General features: G+C 60.9%; 20 protein-coding genes and 1 pseudogene. 14 read left to right on the forward strand and 7 right to left on the reverse strand.

The window, feature by feature from the left end; genetic code table 11:
- From ACPYOJ_RS27855 to ACPYOJ_RS27870, 4 genes are all read left to right on the forward strand, one after another.
- On the forward strand, positions 1 to 624 hold a 624-nt coding region (locus ACPYOJ_RS27855), incomplete at its 5' end, for a TolC family protein (protein WP_481419131.1).
- A gap of 19 nt (positions 625 to 643) precedes the next feature.
- Complete coding sequence (locus ACPYOJ_RS27860) at positions 644 to 2,803, forward strand: type I secretion system permease/ATPase (protein ID WP_481419132.1); 2,160 nt, start codon at positions 644 to 646, stop codon at positions 2,801 to 2,803.
- On the forward strand, positions 2,800 to 4,092 hold the full coding sequence (locus ACPYOJ_RS27865) for an HlyD family type I secretion periplasmic adaptor subunit (protein ID WP_481419133.1): 1,293 nt from the start codon (positions 2,800 to 2,802) through the stop codon (positions 4,090 to 4,092). The genes ACPYOJ_RS27860 and ACPYOJ_RS27865 overlap by 4 nt, the downstream gene beginning before the upstream one ends.
- A 1-nt stretch (position 4,093) precedes the next feature.
- Entirely contained in the window at positions 4,094 to 4,753 is a 660-nt protein-coding gene (locus tag ACPYOJ_RS27870) for a ribbon-helix-helix domain-containing protein (RefSeq protein ID WP_168828774.1), read from the forward strand.
- 65 nt (positions 4,754 to 4,818) lie between these two features.
- Here ACPYOJ_RS27870 and ACPYOJ_RS27875 read toward each other — a convergent pair whose 3' ends face one another.
- On the reverse strand, positions 4,819 to 5,472 hold the full coding sequence (locus tag ACPYOJ_RS27875) for a transglutaminase-like cysteine peptidase (protein WP_481419134.1): 654 nt from the start codon (positions 5,470 to 5,472) through the stop codon (positions 4,819 to 4,821).
- Here ACPYOJ_RS27875 and ACPYOJ_RS27880 point away from each other — a divergent pair.
- From ACPYOJ_RS27880 to ACPYOJ_RS27900, 5 genes are all read left to right on the forward strand, one after another.
- Positions 5,462 to 5,794 (forward strand): hypothetical protein, encoded by a 333-nt coding sequence (locus ACPYOJ_RS27880; protein WP_481419135.1) that lies wholly within the window; start codon positions 5,462 to 5,464, stop codon positions 5,792 to 5,794. The two genes, ACPYOJ_RS27875 and ACPYOJ_RS27880, sit on opposite strands and share 11 nt — an antisense overlap.
- Before the next feature lie 218 nt (positions 5,795 to 6,012).
- Entirely contained in the window at positions 6,013 to 7,257 is a 1,245-nt protein-coding gene (locus tag ACPYOJ_RS27885; protein ID WP_481419136.1) for a type 1 periplasmic-binding domain-containing protein, read from the forward strand.
- 854 nt (positions 7,258 to 8,111) lie between these two features.
- Positions 8,112 to 11,000, forward strand: a complete 2,889-nt coding sequence (locus ACPYOJ_RS27890; protein ID WP_481419137.1) for an AAA domain-containing protein — start codon at positions 8,112 to 8,114, stop codon at positions 10,998 to 11,000.
- A 306-nt stretch (positions 11,001 to 11,306) separates the two neighbouring features.
- Positions 11,307 to 12,011 (forward strand): LssY C-terminal domain-containing protein, encoded by a 705-nt coding sequence (locus tag ACPYOJ_RS27895; protein WP_481419138.1) that lies wholly within the window; start codon positions 11,307 to 11,309, stop codon positions 12,009 to 12,011.
- Between the two features lie 803 nt (positions 12,012 to 12,814).
- A complete protein-coding gene (locus ACPYOJ_RS27900; protein WP_481419139.1) occupies positions 12,815 to 13,573 on the forward strand; it encodes an alpha/beta hydrolase family protein in 759 nt (252 codons plus the stop codon).
- Positions 13,574 to 13,748: 175 nt separating this feature from the next.
- On the opposite strand, the gene ACPYOJ_RS27905 is transcribed toward ACPYOJ_RS27900, so the two are convergent.
- The 3 genes and pseudogenes from ACPYOJ_RS27905 to ACPYOJ_RS27915 form a co-directional block, all read right to left on the reverse strand.
- Positions 13,749 to 14,546, reverse strand: a complete 798-nt coding sequence (locus tag ACPYOJ_RS27905) for a DUF1214 domain-containing protein (protein ID WP_481419146.1) — start codon at positions 14,544 to 14,546, stop codon at positions 13,749 to 13,751.
- A gap of 90 nt (positions 14,547 to 14,636) precedes the next feature.
- Positions 14,637 to 15,241 (reverse strand): annotated as a pseudogene (locus ACPYOJ_RS27910) (DUF1254 domain-containing protein); the annotation flags it as partial.
- Positions 15,242 to 15,429: 188 nt separating this feature from the next.
- A complete protein-coding gene (locus ACPYOJ_RS27915) occupies positions 15,430 to 16,956 on the reverse strand; it encodes an ABC-F family ATP-binding cassette domain-containing protein (protein ID WP_481419140.1) in 1,527 nt (508 codons plus the stop codon).
- A 417-nt stretch (positions 16,957 to 17,373) separates the two neighbouring features.
- Here ACPYOJ_RS27915 and ACPYOJ_RS27920 point away from each other — a divergent pair, with 417 nt between their 5' ends.
- A complete protein-coding gene (locus ACPYOJ_RS27920) occupies positions 17,374 to 17,676 on the forward strand; it encodes an alkylphosphonate utilization protein (RefSeq protein WP_481419141.1) in 303 nt (100 codons plus the stop codon).
- Between the two features lie 225 nt (positions 17,677 to 17,901).
- On the opposite strand, the gene ACPYOJ_RS27925 is transcribed toward ACPYOJ_RS27920, so the two are convergent.
- Positions 17,902 to 19,476 carry a helicase HerA-like C-terminal domain-containing protein gene (locus ACPYOJ_RS27925; RefSeq protein WP_481419147.1) on the reverse strand — a complete coding sequence of 525 codons (1,575 nt, stop codon included), beginning with the start codon at positions 19,474 to 19,476 and terminating at the stop codon, positions 17,902 to 17,904.
- Between the two features lie 190 nt (positions 19,477 to 19,666).
- Here ACPYOJ_RS27925 and ACPYOJ_RS27930 point away from each other — a divergent pair, with 190 nt between their 5' ends.
- The 3 genes from ACPYOJ_RS27930 (at position 19,667) to ACPYOJ_RS27940 (ending at position 20,970) form a co-directional block, all read left to right on the forward strand.
- Positions 19,667 to 20,059, forward strand: coding sequence for a hypothetical protein (locus tag ACPYOJ_RS27930; protein WP_168828784.1), 393 nt, complete (start codon positions 19,667 to 19,669; stop codon positions 20,057 to 20,059).
- 64 nt (positions 20,060 to 20,123) lie between these two features.
- Positions 20,124 to 20,564 (forward strand): NUDIX hydrolase, encoded by a 441-nt coding sequence (locus tag ACPYOJ_RS27935; protein WP_481419142.1) that lies wholly within the window; start codon positions 20,124 to 20,126, stop codon positions 20,562 to 20,564.
- 103 nt (positions 20,565 to 20,667) lie between these two features.
- Positions 20,668 to 20,970 carry a hypothetical protein gene (locus tag ACPYOJ_RS27940; protein ID WP_481419143.1) on the forward strand — a complete coding sequence of 101 codons (303 nt, stop codon included), beginning with the start codon at positions 20,668 to 20,670 and terminating at the stop codon, positions 20,968 to 20,970.
- 65 nt (positions 20,971 to 21,035) lie between these two features.
- On the opposite strand, the gene ACPYOJ_RS27945 is transcribed toward ACPYOJ_RS27940, so the two are convergent.
- On the reverse strand, positions 21,036 to 22,451 hold the full coding sequence (locus tag ACPYOJ_RS27945) for an aldehyde dehydrogenase family protein (RefSeq protein ID WP_481419144.1): 1,416 nt from the start codon (positions 22,449 to 22,451) through the stop codon (positions 21,036 to 21,038).
- Positions 22,452 to 22,550: 99 nt separating this feature from the next.
- Here ACPYOJ_RS27945 and ACPYOJ_RS27950 point away from each other — a divergent pair, with 99 nt between their 5' ends.
- On the forward strand, positions 22,551 to 23,444 hold the full coding sequence (locus ACPYOJ_RS27950; RefSeq protein WP_481419148.1) for a LysR family transcriptional regulator: 894 nt from the start codon (positions 22,551 to 22,553) through the stop codon (positions 23,442 to 23,444).
- Positions 23,445 to 23,460: 16 nt separating this feature from the next.
- Here ACPYOJ_RS27950 and ACPYOJ_RS27955 read toward each other — a convergent pair.
- The coding region (locus ACPYOJ_RS27955; RefSeq protein WP_481419145.1) for a glucose-6-phosphate dehydrogenase (NADP(+)) at positions 23,461 to 24,344 on the reverse strand (884 nt) is incomplete at its 5' end.

Below are 24,344 nucleotides of genomic sequence, written 5' to 3' on the forward strand. Positions count from 1 at the left end.
GCCAATTACATGCCGAAGGTCGACCTCGAAGGCACCGCCCGGCTTGGCGACGACATCAACGACGACAGCGGCAATACGAATGACTACCAGGTGCAAGTTGTCGCCCGGTGGAACCTCTATCGTGGCGGCATCGATGTTGCTCGCGAGCAGGAGCAGATCCGCCGCGCCGATGAGCAGCGCTATGCATTGGCGCAGGTGCAGCGCGAAGTCGGGGAGTCCGTCCGCTCCGCGTGGAATGAGCGCGTAAGCCGCGGCAAGCTTGCCGGCATCCTCGGCCAGCAGGCCACGACCAACGCCCAGCTGGTCACCTCCTACCGGCAGCAGTTCAGCGTCGGCCAGCGTTCGCTGCTCGACGTGCTCGATGCGCAGAACACCAATTTCAACACCAGGGTTCTCGCCGATACGGCGCGCGTCGCGTCGGTCTTCGCCGAGTACAAAATCCTGGCCGCTTCCGGCAATCTGCTTCAGACGATGAAGCTGAAGCCGGTCGCGCAGGCCCAGTCTTATGCGCGGGAAGAGTTTGTTGTCCCCGCGGGCGTCGCAGATCCGGGATACGTCGAGCTTGATTCACATCAGAAAGCCGGCCTGCCGTTGGACCTTCTAGCGCCGATTCGACAGCAGTAGTCGATACGGCCATGGAACTATGCTGAACGTAGCACTCGAGACCTCAAGCGGCACCCCGCTCCAAACGTTCAAGGCCGCTTTCAAGTCCGTGGCCGCGTTCTATGGCCGGCCAAGCTCAGACACGGTACTCTTCTCCGGCCTGCCGGACGAGGTCACCGAATCGCTGGAGCTTGACGACGTCGAGCAGATGGCCGAGCGCATCGGCCTTCAGGTCATCAGGCATCAGGAACGCGACTGCCGCCTGGGCAATTTCGATTGCCCGGCCATCGTCTCGTTTGCCGATGGCGGCGTTCTGCCGTTGCTGGAAGTGGCGGAAGATGGCGCCTACGTCACCGATATCGTTCCGGTGAGCGGCGGATCGATCAAGCTTACCCCCGAAGAGCTCGCGGCGCTGAAGCCCAAAATGGCCTTTGCCTTCACGCTTTACTATCAGAATGCTTCAGAAGAGGCGCTGGTCGGCAACGCCGTGGAGATTGAAAAGCGCCACTGGCTGGCAACAACGCTGGTTCCTTATTGGCGGACTTATGTTCGCGTCATGGTGTCGGCGCTCTTCATCAATCTCATCGCGCTCGGCTCGCCGCTCTTTACGATGAATGTCTACGACCGCGTGCTGCCGAACAAGGCGGAGGCGACCCTTTGGGTTCTCGCGGCGGGCATCACGCTTGCTTATCTCTTCGACTTCCTGTTGAAGACGGCCCGCTCGTCGCTGATCGACTATGCCGGCCGCAAGGCGGATCTGCGGCTCTCCCAGCTGATCTTCGACAAGGTTTTGAATTCGACGCTGGAATCGCGCCCGCTTTCGACAGGCGAGTATGCCAATCGCGTCACGCAGTATGAATTCGTCCGCGAGTTCTTCACCTCGAACACCATCGGCGTGCTGATCGACAGCCTGTTCGTCTTCATCTTCCTTGCGGTTATCTATCTGATTGCCGGCTGGCTGGTTGTCATTCCGGCAGTTGCCTTCGTCCTGTCCGTTGCCATCGGCCTCTGGGCGCAGGCGAAGATTGGCAAGCGCATGGCGACAGCCGCAAACGAAGCCTCGCGCCGGCAGTCTCTGCTCATCGAAACCATCTCTACCATCGAGACGCTGAAGAGCCTTCGCGCCGAGGCGGCTATGCTGCGCCGTTGGCAGGAGCTCACCAAATATTCGAGCCGCACCAGCGAGGACATCAAGCATATCTCGACGAACGCCATCAACATGACAACGTTCATCCAGCAGATGGTGAGTGTCCTGATCGTGATTGCGGGCACCTATGAATTTGCTGCCGGCCGCATCGCCATGGGCGCCATCGTCGCGACCGTGATGCTGGCAGGCCGCGCCGGCGCGCCGCTTGGCCAGATCGCCATGACGCTCGCGCGTTTCCGCCAGGCGACCATGTCGCTGCGCATCCTCGACAAGATCATGGAGCAGCCCGACGACCGGCCTTCGACGGTCGGTTTCGTCAATCGCCAGATCCAGCAGGGCAGCTTCAGCTTCCAGAACGTCTCGTTCCAGTATCCGGGCTCTGACTATCCGGTGATCAACGGCCTGTCCGTCAATGTCCGTCCGGGTGAGAAGATCGGCATCATCGGCCGCATCGGCTCGGGCAAGACGACGCTCGGCCGCCTGCTCGATGGCCTCTTTGCTCCGGCAAGCGGTCGCGTGCTGATCGATGGCGTCGATATCCGGCAATACCATATGGCTGAGGTGCGCTCGGCCGTTGCCGTTGCGGGCCAGTCCTCCGATCTGTTTTCCGGCACCGTGAAGGAAAACCTCTTGATCGGCCGCGCCGATGCGACGGACGAGGAAATTCTGGAGGTCGCCCGCATGACCGGCGTCGACGAGTTCGTGTCCAACCATCCGCGCGGCTTCGATATGCCCGTCGGCGAGCGCGGCACCAACCTGTCGAGCGGCCAGAAACAGGCGTTGACGATCGCCCGGCTGCTGTTGACCAAGCCGAAGATAGTCTTCCTGGATGAGCCCTCCGGGGCGATGGACCTTGCCACCGAACGGCACCTGATTTCCAAGCTGTCCGGCGCGTTCGGCCCCGAGACGACGCTTCTGATCGCCACCCATCGCCACAGCATGCTCGAGCTCGTCGACCGTCTGATCGTCATCGACAAGGGCCGCATCATCGCCGACGGCCCGAAGCAGGCCGTGATCGAGGCCATGCAGCGCAGACCGGCGGGGCAGCAATGAGGGCCAATCGTCTCGACCATCCGCCGCTTTTCGCCCGCGCCATCCTGGCGCTTTGCGCGCTGCTGATTGCAAGCTTCGTCGGCTGGGCGGCGATTGCCAGCATTGACGAGATCGCCCGGGGCGAAGGCAAGGTCATTCCCGTTTCAAAGACCCAGATCATCCAGTCGTCGGAACCCGGCGTCGTCCAGCAGATTGCGGTGACACTCGGCCAGGTCGTCCGCAAGGGTCAGCTGCTGGTGCAGCTCGACAATACGACCACGACATCGACGCTCGGGGAATCTGTCGCCAAGGCGCGCGCGCTCGGCGCCAAGGTCGCAAGGCTGAAACTCGAAGAGGCCGGCCAGTACGACGCGCCCTATGTTTGCCCGCCGGACATTCTGGCCGTCGCCAAGGATGTCTGCAGCAACGAAACGAGCCTCTTTGCCGCCGATCGAGCGAGCTATCAAAACAAGCTCGGCGTTCTCCAGGAGCGCGTCAAACAGCGCGAGAACGAACTCAACGAAGCGCATGCCAATATCGCCCGCCTGCAGGACAACATTACAGGTGCGCAACGCCAGTACGACCTTATCAGCCCGCTGGCCCAGAAGAAGCTGGTGGCGCAGACTGAAATTCTAAAGGTCGAACGCGACCTGACGGATCAGCAGGGCCAGCTCAAGGTTTATCAGGAAAGCATCGATCGTCTGGAAGCCGCCGTGCAGGAGGCGAAGCTGCAGCTCGGCGATCTGGCGCTTGAGCTGCGTCAGCAGGCGCTGACCGACAAGGCGACGGCGCTTGCCGAGCTTTCCGTGGTCGATGAGACCATCCGCGGCGCCTCCGATCGCGTCAAGCGCACCGATATCCGCTCGCCGGTCGATGGCATCGTCAACACGCTGGAAGTGAACACGATCGGTGCCTATGTGGATCCCGGCCGCGTCATTGCCGGCATCGTGCCGACCGCCGATACGCTGCTGATCGAAGCGAAGATATCGCCTCGCGACGTCGCTTTCGTCCGCCGCGGCCAGCCGGCGGTGGTCAAGGTCACGGCTTACGATTTCTCGATCTTCGGCGGGCTTGAAGGTATCGTCGAAAACGTCTCGGCCGACAGCCTAGTGGAGAAGGAAAAAGGCGAGACCTATTACCTGGTCCAGGTGAAGACGGACAAATCGGAGCTGGAACGCAACGGAAAACCCTATCCGATCATTCCGGGCATGGTCGCCTCCGTGGAAATCATGACCGGCAACAAGACGGTCCTCAGCTACCTGCTGAAGCCAATCAACAAGGCGCGTTCAGAAGCGCTGACGGAGCGGTGAGATGCTGATTTCCAAGCCGCGTGCGAGCGATCTGACGACTGCCGAGCCGGCCGACGAGTCGCTGCCGATCATCGGCGCCGAGGAAATCGAGCCCCGCTTTCGCGCTGTCGCCGGCCGGGGAGGCGAGCGCCGCGGCATCCGCCTGGAGCGTATCTATTGGGATGGCCTCGGCCGTATGTCCTCCGCCGGTAAGATGAGCACCGCTGATCTGGTGCATTATACGGCCTCGCAGCTGCCGGAATCCGGCAATCTTGCCTCGCTGCTGCGCGTTCTCAGCCTCAAATGGGCGCTGCGCCGCCTCGACACTGTCGAGGATATTGCCTCGATGGCGAACCTGAACGCCATCATTCAGGCCTCGCCGTCGCCGACGATCCTGCTCACGCGGGAAAAGAAGATCCAGTACTTCAACGATCCGTTCCTCTCGATGCTGCGCCAGCGCCTGCCTTCAGGCGACACGGCACAGCTCACCAAGGGCCTGCGCTTTTCCATCGATACGCAGATCGAGGAAGCGATCACCACGCTGAACCTGAACCGCGGCAAGACGCTGAACACCGGCTTCAGCATCGGCATCGGCACCCAGGCGATGCGCGGCCAGATCAATCTCGCGCTGGCTCCGACCCACGAGAAGTCGATGCTGATCGGCTACATCTCGCGCTACTGATGCCTTAAAACGGAAAAGCGGCCGCATCCTGCAGCCGCCTTTATCGTCATACGCTTTCACGCGTTTCAGTATGCCGCGCCTTCGCCCGGTGCGACCTTTTCCAGCGGCATGCTGGAGGCAACCTGCTTGGTGCCGGCGCGCAGTCCGTGGAGATATCCCTTGCCGGCGGCAATCGAAAAGAGCGGCTGGTAGTCGGGAAGGCGGCTGTCGGGCAGCACCTGGTCGCGCATGTTGTCGAGAATGAAGTAGTTGCCGTTGACCGCGACCGAAAGGACGGCATGGTAGAAGTGGCGCTTCTGGTCGAAGAGCACGACGATCGACATGTCCTTGTTGTCGACGCCCTCGGCGCGAAGCGCTGCCATCTTCAGGATCGCGAAATCCTCGCAATCGCCTTGCTGACGAGAAAGGGTCTCGGAAGGCGTCGCCCAGTAGTCGGCCACCTGATAGATGTCGCTATCCCGGCGGTAGCGGATCGAGTGGTTGACCGCGACGTTCACCGCATTCAGCTTGTCGCGGATCGAAGCCTGCGCCGTCTGGTCGAGTGCCGCCTTTATAACCCCGGTGGCATTCGAACAGCCATTCTTGCCGCACTTGATGGCTGCGCCGCTTTCCATTTCGGCGAGCGAAGGTGCCAGACGCTTGACCGCAGCAAGCCGCTTGAACGGAATGGTGACGGAGCCGAAAACGGCTTCGTTCGGAGAGGTCGCCTTGGGCGGCATGACCGGCTTGATGGAGGCGGTCGTGAAGGACGCGTTGTCTACCTGTCGCAATTGCGCCACTGAGGCAAGATTAATCGCTTGGACAGAGCTCGAAACGTCGCTGGCGGCTGTCCTGATCAGATTGAAAACACCCGCCATGCTCGTCGCTTGTGCGAGCATATTAGCAGTATTGGCGGAAAGTATCGGCGTATATGACGCGGCGCTTATTTGCGGAACCGGCATCTGTGCGAGTGAAGGTGACGCCAAAGGCAGTGATGCGAAGGATGCAAAAGTAAAAGCACTAAGTATTTTTAGTTTTGTTCTGCGCTTCATCGGGTTTTAATTCTCCCTGTTCGAGAGAAATGTACCGAAGATCTATAAAGATGCCGTTTGGAAGCATGGATAAACTAAGTACAAATATTCCACTCAAAGACGGATAAAACTTTAGTTTTGCCGTCAACCAAGTTTGGGGGGAGGGTTTGATTTTCGCCCGCCCCCGGTGCAGAAATGAACGCCTTCTAACGGGCCGCCAAGGCCGGCATGCCGCATTCGGGGGAAGCAGTGACGCCGCATTTGAAGCTGAAGACCGGACCCGCGTATGGTTTACGCGGCAAGCCCTCGGACGTGGTTCTCGCGGCCGCGTCGAAGCGCCGGCGCGCGGCTCGTTTGCTGCCGCTCTCACTTTTTCTCGTCGCCGGCCTGCTTGCAGGCTGCCAGTCGGGTTCGGACGGCCTGAATGCTGTCAAGAATACCGACATGAAGCCGCCATCAAGCAAGGTGGAAGAATCCTTCGGTGAAACCGGCGCGGAGATCACGCTGCTGCTGCCGAAGGCTGCAAGCGGCGTTTACGAGGGCGCCGCCCGCGACGCGCGTGACGGGGCCGCACTCGGCGTCGGCGAGCTCGGCAACGGCCAGGTCTTCGTCAAGGTCGTCGATGTTTCGGGCGGTCCAGGCGCGGTGCCGGCCGCCGTCAGCGCCGCCAAGGCGCGCAATTCGGTGCTGCTTATCAGCTACGCTTCGCCCGCGGTTACGTCGGCGATTGCCGCCATGCCCTCCGGTGAGCGCCCGCCGCTCGTCAACCTTGGCGATGACGTTCCGGCAACCGCCGGCAACGTCTACAACTTCGCCTCGGATGAACTCGACAGCGCGCTCGAAGGCATCCGTGCGGCTTCAGCGGGCGGCCATAAGAAGGTGATGGTGTTCGCCCCGAGGGATTTTTCGCCCGCCTATGAGACGCGTCTCGCGGATGCGATCCGCGCAGGAAAGGGCGTTTATGTTGGGATCGCCCGCTACGATCTCAGCGATGCGGCCGCCGCCGATGCGGTGCAGAAATCGAAGGCTCAATTGCAGCAGGCCGATACGGTCGTCGTCCTCGGCAAGAGCGTCATCGTGCCCACCATCGCCGGTGCGATCAAGGCAAGCGGCCAGACGAACCTCGTTCTCGTCGGCACCAGCGCCTGGCCGTCGCAGGCCTATGGCGATCCCGCCGTCGCGGGCGCCATGATCGCCATGGTCGAACCCGATGATGCAAGCCTGATCGCCGATCGCTACAAGCGCCACTATAACCGCACGCTGTCGACGGACGCGGCCTATGGCTATGATTCCGTGGCGATCGCCGCCGGCATCATCCGCGTGAAGGGCCCGATGGGCCTTTCGGCGGAGAACCTGACGATGAAGACCGGCTTTCGCGGCGTGACGGGGCTTTTCCGGCTCAGCCCCGCAGGCAGTGTCGAACGCAAGCTTAGCCTTTACACGATCAACGGCGGCAAGCTGAACCTGCTGAGCGCCGCGCCGAAGTCGTTCTGAAGAGGCTTCGCGAGGCCGGGCGCTAGCGAGAGCGGCGCTTTGCGCCAATAGAAGACGTTGGCATCGAGTCGATGAGTGACCGCTTCGGGGCCGATTTCTGCCTGTCCGGTCCCAGGACACCCAGCACGAAAAACGGACATTTGCGCTCGTGCCGTGGAGTCGGCCCGAAGCGGACATACAGATTGGGCGCCGACATCGGCGCGAAGGCTGTCAATCTTTGATGTTAGGCAGGCCATCTGCACCCGTTTCGAGGGCATAGACAGCTTGCCGGTATGTGGGTAGACGATCAGGAGCTGGATCGTTCAATTTCAATCGTCCCCCTTTATCAAAGGCCAGACTTGTATCAAAGGCCAGACTTGTGAATCGAAACATCGACGCCGTCCTGCGCTATTGGCGCACTTCCTTGGCTGATGGAGCTTTGGGAGAGGGCAAGTTTAGCCAGCGGGATCGCCAACGGTTTATCGAACTCTCTGCCGAGACCCTTCGGAATGGCCTACTACCGAAAAACTCAGTCAGCCAACTGTTCAAAGACCAGCCACAGACGAAGGTTGTCGGTGTTCGGTTTTGGCCTCTGGTGGTAGCAAGGCGGTTATCACATGGTGCGGTGAGCGGAGATGGGCTTCCCGAACTGGTCGCACCCGTCGTTACCGAAGCGCTGGTCGACTTCCAGGGAACGATCTCGCCGCAACGCAACACCATTGCGCGAGACTTGCTGACGCCGTTACCTTCCGACGAATTCACTATCGGCGCTGTAGAAGCTCTGGACAGCTTTCTGACTGCAGAACCATTGCAACCGGGCGACCGTTTGGATTGGGCAACCTACCTCGCGCATTGCCGCAAAAAGGGTGGACGCCGTGGCGAAAGGCTGGCCCGCCGGAGATCAACATTACGTTCCAGCCGGCTTTGGTCTTTTAGAGCCGGCAGAAGACGCCTCGGCGACAGTGCGCAACATCTTGAATCTATACGACAAAATCCTAGCCGATCGTCCGAAGGCGCCGCTTCTCAACAAAATCGTCTCACCAGTCGAGCGATTGGTCACCGACACGAAAGTCGAGACAGCACTTGCCCGCCGTCTAGGCCATTCCAATCCCCACTTCCCCTTGGCTGAGCAGCAGCGGCAGGTTCTGGCCTGGCTGGACGCTGCAGTGCCGGGCGATGTCATCGCAGTCAATGGTCCGCCGGGGACGGGTAAGACGACCCTCCTTCTGTCTGCTGTGGCAGGACTTTGGGTTCGCGCAGCGCTGAATGGCGGGGAGCCGCCTGTGATAGTGGCTACGTCGTCAAACAATCAAGCTGTTACGAACATTATCGACGCTTTTGGCAAGGATTTCGCCAAGGGCGACGGGCCGCTCGCTGGGCGTTGGCTACCGGGTATCGACAGCTTTGGCATATTTCTGCCGGCAAATTCTCGACGGCAAGAAGCAGTAGAAAAGTATCAAACCGAGGACTTCCAAACCCGGATGGAAACCGTCGACGGTTTTCTGGCAGCCAAAGATGCATGGCTAACCTCCGCCCGAGCCGCATTTCCTGACAGTCAGGGGGACGTAGCCGAATATGTCTCGGCAATTCAGGGAGCCATTGCCTATCAGGTGGCAAAACTTGAAGAGGCTGACCGCAGCCTCGAACAACAATCTATCGCGATGGGCAAAGCGCAGGCGCTTGGAGGCGACCCGGCAGCGGCTGAAGCACGTGCTCAGACAAGTGTCAGCGAGCAAGGCCTTGTAGTCGAAAGTATGCAACGCCACCGTGCGGTGTTCGATCGCCAACAGGCCCAAGAATCCAGCCTTTTGGCGTTGTTCAGTTTTATCCCCGCCATTGAACGCAAGCGCGTTCTTAGGGCGCGCGTAACGCTGGGGGGACTTTCCGGGCTCGATGGCCTGCAGCGCATCTCTGAGATCGATCAACACCTAGCTCAGACGGTTCTAAGGGCTGAAACCGAGTACGCTTCGGCAAAGGGGGCATTAAGCGGCATCAGGAAGTTGATGACCGAAATCGGTGCTGCCCAATCTGCTCGAAAACAGGCACTGATTTCACTCGACGGAGGGGATGGGCTGGAGGACAGATTGGAAGATCGCATCGATCTATGCCAACGTTTCGAGCTTTTCCGATTGGCCACTCATTATTGGGAAGGCCGCTGGCTGATGGCGATGGAGGCCGATCTGGCAGGAATTGTCGCCTCTGCCGCCAAACGAGGTCGATCGACGCTGGTTCCGCGCTGGCATCGGCGCATGATGCTGACACCATGTGCAGTGTCGACTTTCGCCAGCCTGCCTTCAAAGCTCTCTTACAGCCGCCGAGACGGAGGCGAATGGGCCAATGAGTATCTTTACGACTTCATCGATCTGCTGATCCTCGACGAGGCGGGTCAAGCCTTGCCCGAGGTTGCAGGCGCTGCCTTCGCTTTGGCAAAACGCGCCCTGGTCATCGGCGACACCAAGCAGATAGAGCCGATCTCAGCCGTGCCCCGCGCCGTCGACGTTGGGAATTTACGCGAGGCTGGTTTGCTCGAGGCGGATGCAGACATTCAAAACCTTGACGCCACGGGTCTTTGCAGCACGTCAGGCAGTGCGATGCGGCTGGCTCAACGGGCCTGTCAGGTTTCGCCTTGGGCGGACCTGGAGCCGGGCCTGTGGTTGTTTGAGCACCGCCGTTGCCATGACGAGATAATAGAGTACAGCAACGCCCTTTGTTACAAGGGCAAGCTTCGCCCCCGTCGTGGGCCCGCGCCAAGCGATGCGTTTTTGCCGGCGATGGGATACTTTCATGTCGACGGAAAGGCGGTCCGCGCGAGCAATAGCCGATCAAACCCCACTGAAGCTCAAACAATCGTGGCTTGGATTGTTGAAAACCGCAGGTCTTTGGAGGCGCGATACAATCGCCCGGTAGAGCAAATCGTTGGCATTGTTACCCCTTTTGGAGCGCAGGTCCGCGAGATACGGAGAGCTTGCTCCGCGCACAAGATCACTGTCTCGGGGCGAACGGGCATAACAATCGGAACCGTCCACGCACTGCAAGGTGCTGAGCGTCCAGTGGTGATTTTCTCTCCGGTCTATTCCAAACATGCCGACGGCGGTTTCATCGACGGCTCTCCCAGCATGTTGAACGTAACCGTGTCGCGCGCCAAAGACAGCTTTCTGCTGTTCGGAGACATGGATGTGCTTGCGAATGCGATACCTGGTTCGCCGCGTGCATTGTTGTCGAGCTTCCTCGACCAACCCGGTCTGGAGCTAGGTTTCCAGCCGACGCCACGCGCCGATTTGCAGGAGAGTCAAGGACAGTTGCAAATCCTGCGAGACGCTGCAGAACACGACGCGTTTCTATTGAATGTCTTGTCTGCCGATGCGCGGCGCTACCTGATCGTCAGCCCTTGGATCAAACTGCGCACGATGGAGCGCACAGGCATATTGAAGGCCCTGGAGCTGGCTACTACCCGGAGCGCTAAAATCGACATCTACGCCGACCCTTTGCTGAACGCGAACCTGACACCGAGCGGCACCAATCAAATGGACGAAGCTGCTGGGGCGTTGAAACAGATTGGTGTCACGCTGCACCGTCTTGAGAAGCTTCATAGCAAAATTGTCGCCGTGGATGATGACCTTCTCTGCGTGGGGTCGTTCAACTGGCTAAGTGCCGACCGAGAAGGGAAATATGCACGCCATGAGACTTCTTACATTTATCGTGGCAAGGACGTAGAGGCAGAAATCCGCGTTACAAAAGAAGATCTGAAACGGCGAACCAGCTAAATGATGGAATGACATAGCCGATCCGGCCACTGCATGTCTCCTTCCGGCGTACAGTGCAACTGGCGCCGCCGCGAAAATGCTTTCAGGCGCGCGCGATAACGGCCTTTATGACAAATGTGGGGGCGCCAAGCGGTCATTCGCGCCGACATCGCCGAACGGCAGCTTAGGCCGACAGCCGACGATAGCCTCAGCTGCGTCGCGCCAGAAGCTATCGGTGGCAGTTTCTGCCGAGGCAAATTCTGGATGTCTCCGCCGCATGTTCGGCGTATGATCCTTCTTGGCAATGTTTGGGGTGGGCGAATTCCAATGCGTCATCGCACGAAAACTCACATGGCGATGAGCGCCTTGATTGCCGTGCTGTTCACCTATTTGCTGCTTGCCTATTTCGTCATCCCCGAGATTTGGATTTTTCACGATGCTGACCGAGTTGTTAAAGTTGGCAACATGGTCACGACCACGGAGCAGGGTATTCCCGGCGACCCCATCAATGTCGGTCTTGTCGGTTCGAAGGAAGAAGTGACCCGGGCGTTCGCGGCTGCTGGATGGGATCCAGCCGATAAAATTACCTTGCGCACGTCGATCGATATTGGGTTGAGCGTGGTGCTTGATCGGCCTGATCTCGATGCACCAGTTAGCCCACTGCTTTTCGAGGGCAGAAAACAGGATCTGGCTTTCGAAAAGCCTGTGGGCAGAAGCGCCGACGAACGCAACCATGTTCGTTTCTGGCTGACCGAACAAATCGGCCCAAATCACCGCCCGCACTGGCTAGGCTCGGCGAGTTTTGATCGGGGTGTCGGCTTCAGCCACGATACCGGTCAAATCACGCATCATATCGGCCCGAATGTCGACGCCGAGCGAAACCTGATGATCAGCGATCTTCTCAAGGCCGGACAACTTTTGTCGAGCTATGAGATTGATGGCATCGGAGCGACAAAAGACGGCCGCAACGGAGGCGGTGATCCCTATTTCACCGACGGAAAGGCTCTCATTGGCGTGCTTCAAAACCGGTAGCAGTCCGGACATTCCATGTCCGCGTTGGGCCAGCGGCGGAGGATCGCTGACTTCCGGAATGAGCCGATAGCGGTCATCTGTCGATGTCGCCTTTGCGCCAACAGGAGACGTTAGCTTCAGGTCGCTCGTGCGGCTCCCTTGTCTTCCTTCCGGCTGAAATTCATGTGCGCGAACTGAAACCCCGCCATCTGAAACCCTCCCGATCACAGGAGAAGCTTGCCCACGGGAGGAGCCAGAATCCATGTTATTAGAGACCGAGTAATGACATGGAAGGTGTCGTCGGCCCTCCAGGAGCCCCTGCGGGGCTAGGTACATTAATGATGCCATCATGGGAAGCTCAAGTCCAAACCGAGCATCCTGCTAAGGACAAAGGTGACGAGCCCCACGCCTAGGAGCACTAGTACGAAGACTGCGGCCATCTTGCCGCCCGTGCGTAGCACCGCTCGCCTCTCCCCCTTGTCCCCTTGATCGTAATGCCACTTGATGGCGAAGAACATGGCTGTGCCTAACGCGAGAACCTTGAACGTAACGAAGACTATAGGGACCCAATCCACAATAAAGACCCTCATGTGCATAAGCTACGCGCCTTATGATCTTATTTTAGGCAAACGCATACCACTTATTATGCAACGCTGATATGTAATAGCAGGTGGCGGTTCCTGGCCTTTATCGTTGGATTCGGGAATGACCGTTTAGGGCCGGAAGCAGTCATGGCACCGTGTCCGCATTGCGCCATGTGTGGACATTGACAAGCTCTTAGGGCTGCCTATCGTGCCGTCGGCAAACAGAACTTGGTGGCGGTTATGCCGACGGTGACGCGACATCTGATTGAACGAGGTGATGGAGCTGCTGTCGAGCTTTTTCAAGCTCAGGCCTCCAGTGCCACGCCTGCGGGAGCGATACTGTTTGTCCACGGCAATCAGGGCGGCCTTCTTCTAGGCGCGAGAGAGGTCGTCGATAATGGGGCGTTGCTTCGGTTCTCGTCTCGCTTGAATATCACGGCGGCAGCAGTCTCACAGCCTGGCTTCGGCGCTTCAGACGGCCCTGCCGACTTCTGCGGCCCACGCACGCAGCAGGCGATCATGGCCGCTCTGTCCTTCCTAAAGGAGCAGCCGTCTATCGATCCTGACCGTATCGTTCTTTATGGCAACAGCAGGGGAGCCGTTGCCTCGGCAATGGTAGCTGCTCAAGTTTCCAATCTGCGAGCAGTCGTTCTATCAAGCGGCGTCTATGATCTTAAAGCAGCTTTTAGAAGCAGTTCGGGGGGCCTGCGAAGAGCAATCGAGAATGAAGCAGGCTTGTCGGATGAGGCCTTTCTGGCTCGCTCGGCCTTACACCATGCGCATAACATTCGGTCGGAAACTTTACTTTTGCATGGACGGCACGACGACCGTGCTCCAGTTGCCCAGGCCGAGATATTCTCCGAAGCCCTGTCCGACGCTGGAGTTCCAGTCAATCTCCGCGTGTTCGAATGCGGACATCGTATTCCGCGCGAATTCTCGCAGGGAGTTCTCCGGCCCTTCCTGGAAGGGATATTCGATCCATTCATAACGTATCACTAGGCTCGCATCTCCGCTTCGGGTCGGAAGCGGACTTTCCTCCGACTTGCGGAAGGCGCGGGCCGCGACGGTTTCCTGCGAACGGCGTGGCTGTTCGCGCTTCGGGCTATTCGCTTTCGGAACGCGCCGAAAGCGAACCTGCCCAAGCACGCCGGTACCGACATAGCGCGTTCCGGCGCTAACCCTGCCTCTCGATCTCGCCCGGCCGCCAGGTCTTGTCGAACCAGGCTTCCAGCGGACCGTAAAGACGAAGGATCGCAAACCAGCCCTTACCGGGAATTGTCTGTACCCAATTGTTCTCAAAACCGGCGGGAGCTTTCGGCGCGAAATAGACGTCAATGGAACCGTCCGCGTTCGGCTTCAGTTCCTTGTTGTGGCTGCTGACGCTCGGGAACGGCTGATCGGTTTGCAGCATCCCGCGTGTCTGATTGTCATAGAGGATGATTGACCAAAAATCCCTCGCTGGAATATTGGGCGGGAGATGCAGCTTGTATGTCTTCGCGCCGTCGAATGGGTCACCCTGCGAGTCCTGGACGATCCAAGGGTATTGCGAGCCTTGGCCCACCATCTTCGCTTCCATCGCGGGCGTAACACCGGCGGCGAGGTAGAAGAAGTTGATGGCACCGTCGAGATTGCTGACGCCGGAGGAGACTTCGAACTTGTAGCCGCCGAGATAGGGCAGCCGCCACGCGCTGTTCGGATAGTAGTAGGCTTCAGGACTGCGGATTTTGTAGGTGATCGTCCGCGCCGTGACCGCACCGACATTGGCGGCGTCTTCAAGGATTTTTCGCATCCGCGCATCGGGATTGAAAGGCTTGCCTTTGATGATGCCGATAGAGGCAAAAAGACCGAGAGTTGTCGGATCACTTCCGGTGCTCGGCTCTTCCTGAATGACCTGGTTCAGCAGCGTCCAGAACGAGTAGTCCGTTGGAAACACAAAGTTGGCCGGAACGCCCGAGACGTTCACGAACTTCATTGGCGGCGGGTTCGAGGCCTCCGAAAGCTGATAAATCTTGAGGTTCTTCTTGATTGTTTCGACTGCGGGTTTGGTGGAGCCGTCGACGAGATAGCCTCTGAGGATCAGCCAGCTTCCATAGGTCGCAGGCCGAACAACGAAGTATCCAGACGGTATTTCGCCGGAATAGCCAGGCGGCACCACGAGGTACATGCCGCCCTTGCCCTTGTCCGCGCCGGTGATGCCGACGTCGGCAGACCATTTGTCCCAGAAGTCGTTGATGATGCCGAGAACCTGGGGGGTGCTTCCAGAACCAGGGGGCCTTTGTGCGTGTCGAGCCATATCCAGTTGTAAATCGTGTCGTCGTTCGGCGTGAGTTGGACTGTCCTGGAGTCGGCGAGGTTTTCCAGAATAACGTCCGTCTCATTGTCGGGACCGAACTTGCGAAGGGCATCGCGCATGCCTGCCTGGTTCACCATCGGCAGCGCAAGCAGATAGGCTTGCAACGCCCGTGAGGCATCCAGATTGTCGTAAATCTTCTGGACCGTTTGCGCATCCGGATAGCCATCCCTGAGGATCAAGCTACCGATGGATGTCTCGACCCTATCCGGCGTGGCAACCCCAGGCGCGATGGGAGTTTGATACTTGTATTCTTGCGCCGAGGCGAACGTCGCAATCATTGCGACGGATGCTAGGAGAGCCCGGTGTAGGTTCATGGTTCATCCTATGCCGAGTTTGATATGTTTCGGCAGTAGTAGATCACCACGCTTAGAAGCCAACAAGTACGTTACGGTAAATGTCTCCGCAAAATGGCGGCTTTGGGTCGGAAGCGGACTTTCCTCCCACTTGCGGAGAGCGTGGGCCGCCGGCCGTTTCCTGCGGGCGGCACACGCGTTGCCACAACTCACCGCACCCCCGCCGCCGAGGCAAAGAACGCTTCCGGGCTCTCCACCTCCACCAGTCGCCGCCTCTCGATCTGCCAGAAGCGGTTGCCGACCGCCCTGACGAAGCTGCGGTCGTGGGAAACAAGCAGGCAGCTTGCCTGATGCGCCATCAACTCGCCTTCGAGCGCTTCCTGCCCGTCGATGTCGAGATGGTTGGTGGGCTCGTCGAGCAGATAGAAGTTCGGGTTGGAGAGTCTCAGCACCAGCATTCCGAGCCGCGCTTTCTGCCCGCCTGAAAGCTGGCCGACGGGACGGCCCTGCATCTCGATCGACATGCCGGCCCCAGCAAGCAGCGAACGCGCTCGCTGATCGCCGACGTCGAAGCGCCGGATGATCGTCGCCATCGGCGTATCGGCATCGCGGAGATCGCCAAGCGCTTGGTCGCCATAGCCGAGTACGAGCGAGGGCGTCGCCTTGATGCCGTCCTCGGCTATCGCCGGGTTTTCGATCGCCTTGCGCAGCATCGCGATCAGCCGCGTCTTGCCGGCGCCGTTTTCGCCGAGGAGCACGATCCGGTCTCCCTGGCAGATGAATTGCTTGCCTGTCCTGAAAAGCAGCGTGCCGTCCGGCGTCTGCACGGCCGCATCCTCGAGTGTCACCAGCACCTTGGCATGGGTGCCGCGATTGGCGAGCCGGATCGCCCCTGCGGAGCGCTCGAGATGCGCCGGTTTTGCCGCATCCTCGAGCTTCTCCGCCCGCTGCTTCAACTGCTTGGTTTTCACCACCAGCAGGTCGCTGCCGGAGTTGATGCCGATATTGTTGAGCTTCGCCGCCTGCTTGCGCAACTGCTCGGCCGTCTTCATGTCGCGCTCGTAGCGCCGCGCGTCTGCGGCATCGATCTCGTCGACCGCAAGCCGTGCCCGGCTGTAGGGCAGGGCGAAGACCTGTGATTGCTCCGGCCGCAGGAAAAGCGTGCGGTTCGTCACCGCATCGAGAAAGGCGCGGTCGTGGCTGGCGAGGATCACCGGCACATCGCGGGGCAGGGCGTTCAGCCAGTCTTCCAGCCGCGCGATCTTGCCGAGATCGAGATGGTTGGTCGGTTCGTCGAGCATCAGCAGGTCCGGCTCCGTCACCCAGACGCGGGCAAGCATGGCCAGCCGCTGCCACCCGCCGCTGAGCGCCGAAAGCGGGCGCCGGCGCAGTTCTTCCGGTACCTCCAGCGATTCCAGCACCACGTCGACACGCCAGCTCTCGCTTTCGGCCTGCTCGGCGGGCAGCGCATCGAGAACGGCGTCGTAAAAGCTCCGGCCGAAAAGGGGAGGCGGCACGTTCTGCTCGACATAGCCGACCGTCAGCCCGCGCGCCCTGGTGATCTCGCCTTCCGTCGCGTCGAGCGTGCCGGCGATGCAGCGGAACAGCGTCGATTTCCCGCGGCCGTTGGCGGCAACAAGACCGATCCGGTCGCCGGCATTGACGACGAGGTTGAGCTTGGAAAACAGCGGGCTCGACAGGGTGATGCCGAGGTTGCGGATATTGAGGAGAGTCATGATTTTTCTCTGGTCTTGACCGGGCGATCATCCATCGAGGGCTCTCGGCCATCATCGATGCGATGCGTCAGCGGCGAGTGATAATCGCAGACGCTCGAGCAATAAGCTCGGCGCTGCAGGCCACGAAGGGCAGACCAGGAAGAGAGGCTTTGTGAGAAACGGTCTCTGGTCAGCCCTGCAAACGCATTTGCAGGGCGTTGACGGGGCCACGCTGCCGGTAGAACCGGAAATAGAAATTATGCACGCGACCCTCCTTTCTCTTAGAGCATGGTGCTGAAATACCATCGCGGCCAGGCGAATGCAACCGGACGGTGCCGAGCAACCGCGCACTGCCGACCTTGCCACCCGACCTTGCCCGATGCTGCCGGCTGCTATAAGCGCCGATCCGACAGATGCTGATTTTCAGGAGAGACGCCGATGGTGGGCGATGACGACGATTATGTCTATGACGAAGGGACGGGCGAATGGCGCCCGTCGTCGGAAATCGCCGCGGCCGCGACGGCCGCCGCCGAGGTGCGCGATGCTTCCGGAAACGTCCTGAAGGACGGCGATTCCGTCACTCTCATCAAGGATCTGAAGGTCAAGGGTGCCGGCCAGACCCTGAAACAGGGCACGGTCATCCGCTCGATCCGCCTGACGGACAATCCCGAAGAGATCGACTGCCGCCACGATACGATCAAGGGCTTGGTGCTGCGCACGGAGTTTGTGCGCAAGCGGTGAGGGGGCGCTGTGTGGCGTGGCGCACCCCCCTCTGCCCTGCCGGGCATCTCCTCCACAAGGGGGGAGATTGGATGGAGCACTCGCTCGCTCAGCTATTCTGCAAGATCCCTACTGTCGTATCGGTCGATGATGCCCGGGGAGCCCGCCAATTGTGATCTCCCCCCTTGTGGGGGAGATGCCCGGTAGGGCAGAGGGGGGTACCCTCACACATCATGCGTTCCCCTCCTACCGCTTCAGGCTCCCCAAAATCCCGCGCACCAGCGCCCGGCCGACCTGGGTCGCCACCGTTCGCGCCACGCTCTTCATCGCCGCTTCCACGACGGTCTCGCGCTGGTAGCCGGAGGAGCGCCCGCGGGCTTGGCCGCGGCCCGCCCGGTCGTCGCCGCTGTCGCCGCCAAAGCCCGGCAGCGTCCAGCCGGAGGTCGTGCCGGCCTCGGTCGGCTGCTGCCTCGCGGCCTCTTGCTGCGCGCGCTGAGCGGCTTCGGATTCGGCCGCCTTCTTGGCGCGGGCGGCGAGGATCTCGAAAGCGGATTCGCGATCGACATCCTCGTCATAAAGGCCGAGCACGGGGCTCTTGTCCATGATCTGCTGGCGCTCGGCATCCGTTACCGGGCCGACGCGGCCGGACGGCGGGCGGATCAGCGTGCGCTCGACGATCGACGGCGCCCCCTTGGCCTCCAACGTCGAAACCAGCGCTTCGCCGGTGCCGAGATTGGTGATCACGGTGGCGCAATCGAAGGCAGGGTTGGGGCGGAAGGTGTCGGCGGCAGTCTTCACGGCCTTCTGCTCGCGCGGCGAATAGGCACGAAGCGCATGCTGCACGCGGTTGCCGAGCTGGGCGAGCACGGTTTCCGGCACGTCGAGCGGGTTCTGCGTGACGAAATAGACGCCCACGCCCTTGGAGCGGATCAACCGCACGACCTGCTCCACGCGCTCGGTCAGCACCTTCGGCGCGTCGTTGAACAGCAGATGCGCCTCGTCGAAGAAGAAGACGAGCTTCGGCTTGTCGGGGTCGCCGACTTCCGGCAGCTCTTCGAAAAGTTCCGACAAGAGCCACAGCAGGAAGGTGGCGTAAAGCCTGGGATTCATCATCAGCTTGTCGGCCGCAAGCACCGAAATCTGCCCGTGGCCGTTGTTGCTGGTGCGCATGATGTCGGTGATTTTTAGCGCCGGTTCGCCGAAGAATTGTTCGGCCCCCTGCTGTTCGAGGACGAGCAGCGCGCGTTGGATCGAGCCGATCGAAGCCTTGGAAATCAGGCCGAACTGGCTCGAAAGCTCACTCGCATTCTCGCCCATGTAGTTCAGGAGCGAGGAAAAGTCCTTGAGATCGAGCAGCGGCAGGCCTGCCTTGTCGGCGATCTTGAAGGCGATGTTGATGACGCCCTCCTGCGGCTCGGAAGCATCCATCAGGCGGGCGAGCAGCAGCGGCCCCATCTCGGCAATCGTGGTGCGGACCCGGTGCCCCTTCTCGCCGAAGAGGTCCCAGAAGATGACCGGGAACTGGTCGAATTCGTAGTCGGTAAAGCCGATCTGCTCGGCGCGCTTGGTGAGAAAATCCTTCGGCTCGCCCTTCTCGGCGATACCGGAAAGGTCGCCCTTGATGTCGGCGCAGAAGACCGGAACGCCGGCCCGGGAAAAACCCTCCGCCAGCACCTGCAGCGTCACCGTCTTGCCCGTGCCGGTCGCGCCGGTCACCAGTCCATGGCGGTTACCGAACCTGAGGTCGAGATATTCCGGTTTGTTGATGCTGTCGTCAGGATTGCGGCTGGCGCCGATGAAAATCTTGCCGTCCTCGAGCATGAAGCAGTTCTCCCTCCGGCCGATGCGCCGCTTGCGTTCAAATGCGGCAATCATGGTCCGCCGCATTCATTTTGCCATCGTCTGTCTGTTATAAGCAGGGAGAGGCATGGCGACAACTGCAGGCATGCCTTGAGTCAGGGAAGAAACTCGAATAACGCTGACGTTAACGTCAAATGACAGGAGGCTGACGATGAATGAAGTTGTGACCCAGATCGCCGATCGCGTAGGCATTGCCCCCGATCTGGCAGAGAAGTCGGTGGGCATGATGCTCGGCTTCCTGCAGCGCGAGGCGGAGGACGGCCCGGTCGCACAGATGATCGAGGCAATCCCAGGCGCCGCTGATCTCGTCGCGAAGTTCAACGGCGAAGGTGCGGGCGGTGGCGGCCTGCTTGGGGGCTTGATGGGTGCGCTCGGCGGCGGCGGCATCATGGGCCTTGGCCAGCAGCTGATGAGCCAGGGCCTCGGCATGGGCGAAATCACCGCGCTTGCCAAGGAAACCATCGCGGTCGCCAAGCAATATGCCGGCGAAGACGTCGTCGACCAGGTCGTCGCTTCGGTCCCCGGTCTCAGCCAGTTCGTCTGATCACATCCGGATTTCACGCAACGGACGGCCCTGCGCCGTCCGTTTTCGTTTCAGGGAGGGTTTCATGCCGGTATGGCGTCCTGACAAACGTATCAGGGTGAAGGTGCTTGGTCTTGCCTGGCGCGGCGAGGAATTGCTGGCCGCAGAGATCGAACGTGACGACGGCACCGTCAAGGGCGTGCGTCCGCTCGGTGGCGCCATCGAGTTCGGCGAGACGCGTGAGCAGGCGCTGCACCGCGAATTCGGAGAGGAACTGCAGACAGATATCCGGATCCTGGGCGCCTGGCAGGCAATCGAGAATCTCTATGAGCATGAGGGCATGACCGGCCATGAGATCATCTTCGTTGCGCCGATCGAACTGCTCGAACCATCGCTTTACGAGCGGGAGGAAATCCGCTTCATGGACGGCGTCGCTGCCGTCGCAAGGTGGTTCAATCCGGCGCAACTTTCGGCTTCGAGGCTGGCACTTTATCCGATTGGTTTGATTGGCGCCCTAAAGCCGTAAGCAGCTTGGTTTCCAATCGCCGAATTTGCCTGCTGGAAGGGCGGAACAAAAGCATCGCTTCTGCTGTTTCTGCCGCGATCATCGCACCGGAAGGATCATGATCATGCGCAGGCTCATTTCAGTGACATCCATAGTGCTTCTGTCCATTGCAGCCCCGGCCCTGGCCCAGTCCAGCATGGGCATCGATCCGAACGGCCGTTTCGATGGCAGTCCGCCGCCCGGCACGTCGCCGGAATATGATGCGCAGCAGGGAGGCTTCGAAATCCCCCTCGATCCGATCGAGACCGGCAGCATCGCCATCAGTCGCCCGTCCACCTGGCAGGCACCCTGCGCTCCGCGGCGCGAAGGCATGCGCAGCCGCGGCGACGGTTCGGTCAACGCGGCCTGCCCGGATCAGAGCAACTAAGGTCGCTGCCTGGGCCTCTAAATCCCGACCGCCCGCGTTAACGCGGGCGGTGACGCCATTTGCGCTCAAGAGAGAATAGCCCGCGGCTCGAGAAATGCCTCCAGCCCGGAGACGCCGAACTCACGGCCGACGCCGGACTGCTTGAAGCCGCCGAAGGGGGCAAGCGGCTCATGCGGTGCGCCGTTGATCACCACGCGGCCCGATTCCATCCGCTCGGCGACCCGCTTGGCATGGTCGAGGTCGCTCCCATGGATATAGGCCTGCAGGCCATAGCTGGTGTCGTTGGCAATGCGGATCGCGTCCGCTTCGTCCTTGTAGGCGATGACGGAAAGCACCGGCCCGAAGATTTCCTCGCGGGCGATCCGCATGCTGTTGTCGACGTTGACAAAGACCGTCGGGCGGACGAACCAGCCGCGCTCGATGCCCTCCGGGCGGCCCGTGCCGCCGGTCAGGATCTGCGCACCTTCCTCCTGGCCGAGCCGGATAAAGGACTGTACCCGATCATATTGTTTCTGGCTCACCATCGGCCCGACGCGGACTTCGGGATCCCTCGGATCGCCGGTCTTGACCGCTTCGATGCCAGCTTTGAGCCGCGGCAGGATGTCCGCAAGCCTGCTTTCCGGTACAAGGATGCGCGTTCCGGCGATGCAGGCCTGGCCGCTATTGGCAAGCCCCGCCATCAGCACCGCCGGGATGGCGGTATTGAGGTCGGCGTCTTCCAGAATGATGTTCGGCCCCTTGCCGCCGAGCTCCAGCGTTACGCGCTTCAGCGTCTCGGCGCCCGCTCGCAGGATCTGCTTGCCGACATCAGTCGAGCCGGTGAAGCTCACCTTGGCGATATCGGGATGCGCGCTGAACTCGGCACCCACCACATCGCCGCGGCCGTTGACGATATTGAACACGCCCTTCGGCAGGTCGGCCTCATGCAGGCATTCGGTGATCAGCTGCGTCTGGATGGCGCTCATTTCGCTAGGCTTGATGACCACCGTCGAACCCGCCGCCAGCGCGGTCGCAAGTTTGGAGCAGATGAAGCCGTAGTTGCTGTTCCATGGCGTGATCGCGGCGGCGACGCCGAGCGGCTGCATCGTCACGTCGGCGTGGCCGATCTTCCGCGTGAAATCGTAATTCTCCAGCGTTTCGGCCATGCTCAGGAAGGTCGAGGCGGCATGCGGTACGGCAAAGCCGGTGAAATATTGCGGCGCGCCGTATTCCTCCGCCATCGCCGCGGTCATCTCCTCGGCGCGGGCGGACACGGCAACGCTCAGCCGCTTCAGCATGTCGATCCGCTCCGCCTTGCTTGTGCGCGAAAAGGCCGGAAAGGCGCGCTTGGCGGCGGCGATCGCCGCGCGGGCGTCCTCGCGGTCGCCAAAGCGAACGGTGCCGATCTTCTCTTCGGTGGAGGGGTTGAAGAGGTCGGCAATTTCCTCGCCGTACGGCGTCACGAAAGCACCGTCGATATAGATCTCAGTAATATTGCGCATCGCTTTTCTCCTTTGTGCGATACGCCCTATCTGGCATCGGCCGATTGCTCTGATAAGCTGGCCAATATCGGACAGGCTGATAAGGGTTTGCGGACAATGATGCGAGGCACGCTGGCGGAGCTGGAAGCGGTAGTGGCGGTCGCGGCGCGCGGCGGCTTCCGGGCGGCAGCCCGCGAACTCAGCATTTCCTCCTCGGCGCTCAGCCAGCAGGTCGCAGCCCTCGAAGCCCGGCTCGGCGTGCGCCTCTTCAATCGCACGACCCGCAGCGTCACGCTGTCCTCGGCCGGCGAGCAATTCGTGGCGGAAGTCACGCCGGCGCTCGCGGCTATCCGCAACGCCATCGACCTCACCGACGAGCACCGATTGGAACCGTCCGGAACGCTGCGCCTCAACACCTCCATCGGCGCCGCGCGCATGATTCTCTCTCCGCTCGCGTTCGAATATCTGCGGCGCTATCCGCGCATGCAGGTGGAGATCGTCACCGAGGGTGCGCTGGTCGATATCAACGCCCAGGGCTTCGATGCCGGCTTGCGCATCCTGGAATCCGTGCCGCCGGACATGATCTCGGTCCCCGTCAGCCGCTTCATCCGCCCGGCAATCGTCGGCTCGCCCGGCTATTTTGAGGAAAAGGGCACGCCGCTTGTCCCCGCCGACCTGCAGTCCCACCGCTGCATCCGCGCCCGCATGGCAAGCGGCTCTCTCTATCGCTGGGAATTCGAAAAACGCGGCGAAGCCTTCACCATGGATGTTCCGGGGTCGCTGACATTGGACGAAAGCGACCTGATGCTGCGGGCGGCGCGGGAGGGGGCAGGCCTTGCATATCTCAACGAATGGCAGGTCGCGGACGACGTTGCCGCGGACCGCCTCGTTCAGGTTCTGGCGGACTGGACTCCGCCCTATCCGGGCCTCTGCCTCTATTATCCCGGCCGCCGTCATATTCCGGCAAAGCTGCGCGCCTTCGTCGACCTCATCAAGGAGATGAGACAGGATTGATGAGGCTGATAGCCGCTTACTGCCCGTCTTTTTTCGTTGCCTCGCCGATCGCGTGCCATTTCCGGCCGTCGCGCTCGATGAGTTCATTGGCGCAAGTTGGTCCCGTGCTGCCCGGCGCGTAGAGCTCTGGCGTCTTGCTGTCCTTCGCCCAGATGTCGAGAAAGGGCTGTACGGCCGCCCAGCCGGCTTCGATGCCGTCGGCGCGCTGGAACAGTGTCTGGTCGCCGATGAAGAGGTCGTAGAGGAGCGACTCGTAGCCGGTCATCTTGCCGATGTCGAACTTGTCGGCATAGCGGAAGTCGAGCGACACCGGCACCGTTTCGACGGAAAGTCCCGGCGACTTGATGGAGATCTCTATGCTCATGCCCTCGTCGGGCTGCACCTGGATGATCAGCCGGTTCGGCGGAAGGTTATACCGCACGTCCGTTTCACGGAACTGCGTGAAGGGCACCGGGTGGAACTGGACGACGATCTCGGTATCGCGTGCCGTCAGCGCCTTGCCGGTCCTGAGATAGAAGGGAACGCCAGCCCAGCGCCATGTGTCGGCGTAGAGCTTCAGCGCGACGAAGGTCTCCGTCCGGCTGTCGGGAGCCACGTCCTTCGTGTCCCGGAAGGCCGGAAGATCGGTGCCATTGAGCGTGCCCGCCCCATAGGCGCCGCGCACCGCATGCGCCTCGGCTTCCTCGGGCGTAAAGATGCGCAGCGCCTTCAGCACCTTGCTCTTCTCGTTGCGGATCTCCTCGGCGTCGAAACCGTTCGGCGGCTCCATGGCGATCATCGCAAGAAGCTGGAACAGGTGGTTGGGGATCATGTCGCGCAGCGCGCCGGTCGCGTCGTAGAATTTGCCGCGCGTGCCGACGTCGACGATCTCGGCGGCGGTGATCTGCACATGGTCGATAT

This window comes from Rhizobium sp. SVR5-9E, from assembly GCF_056755095.1.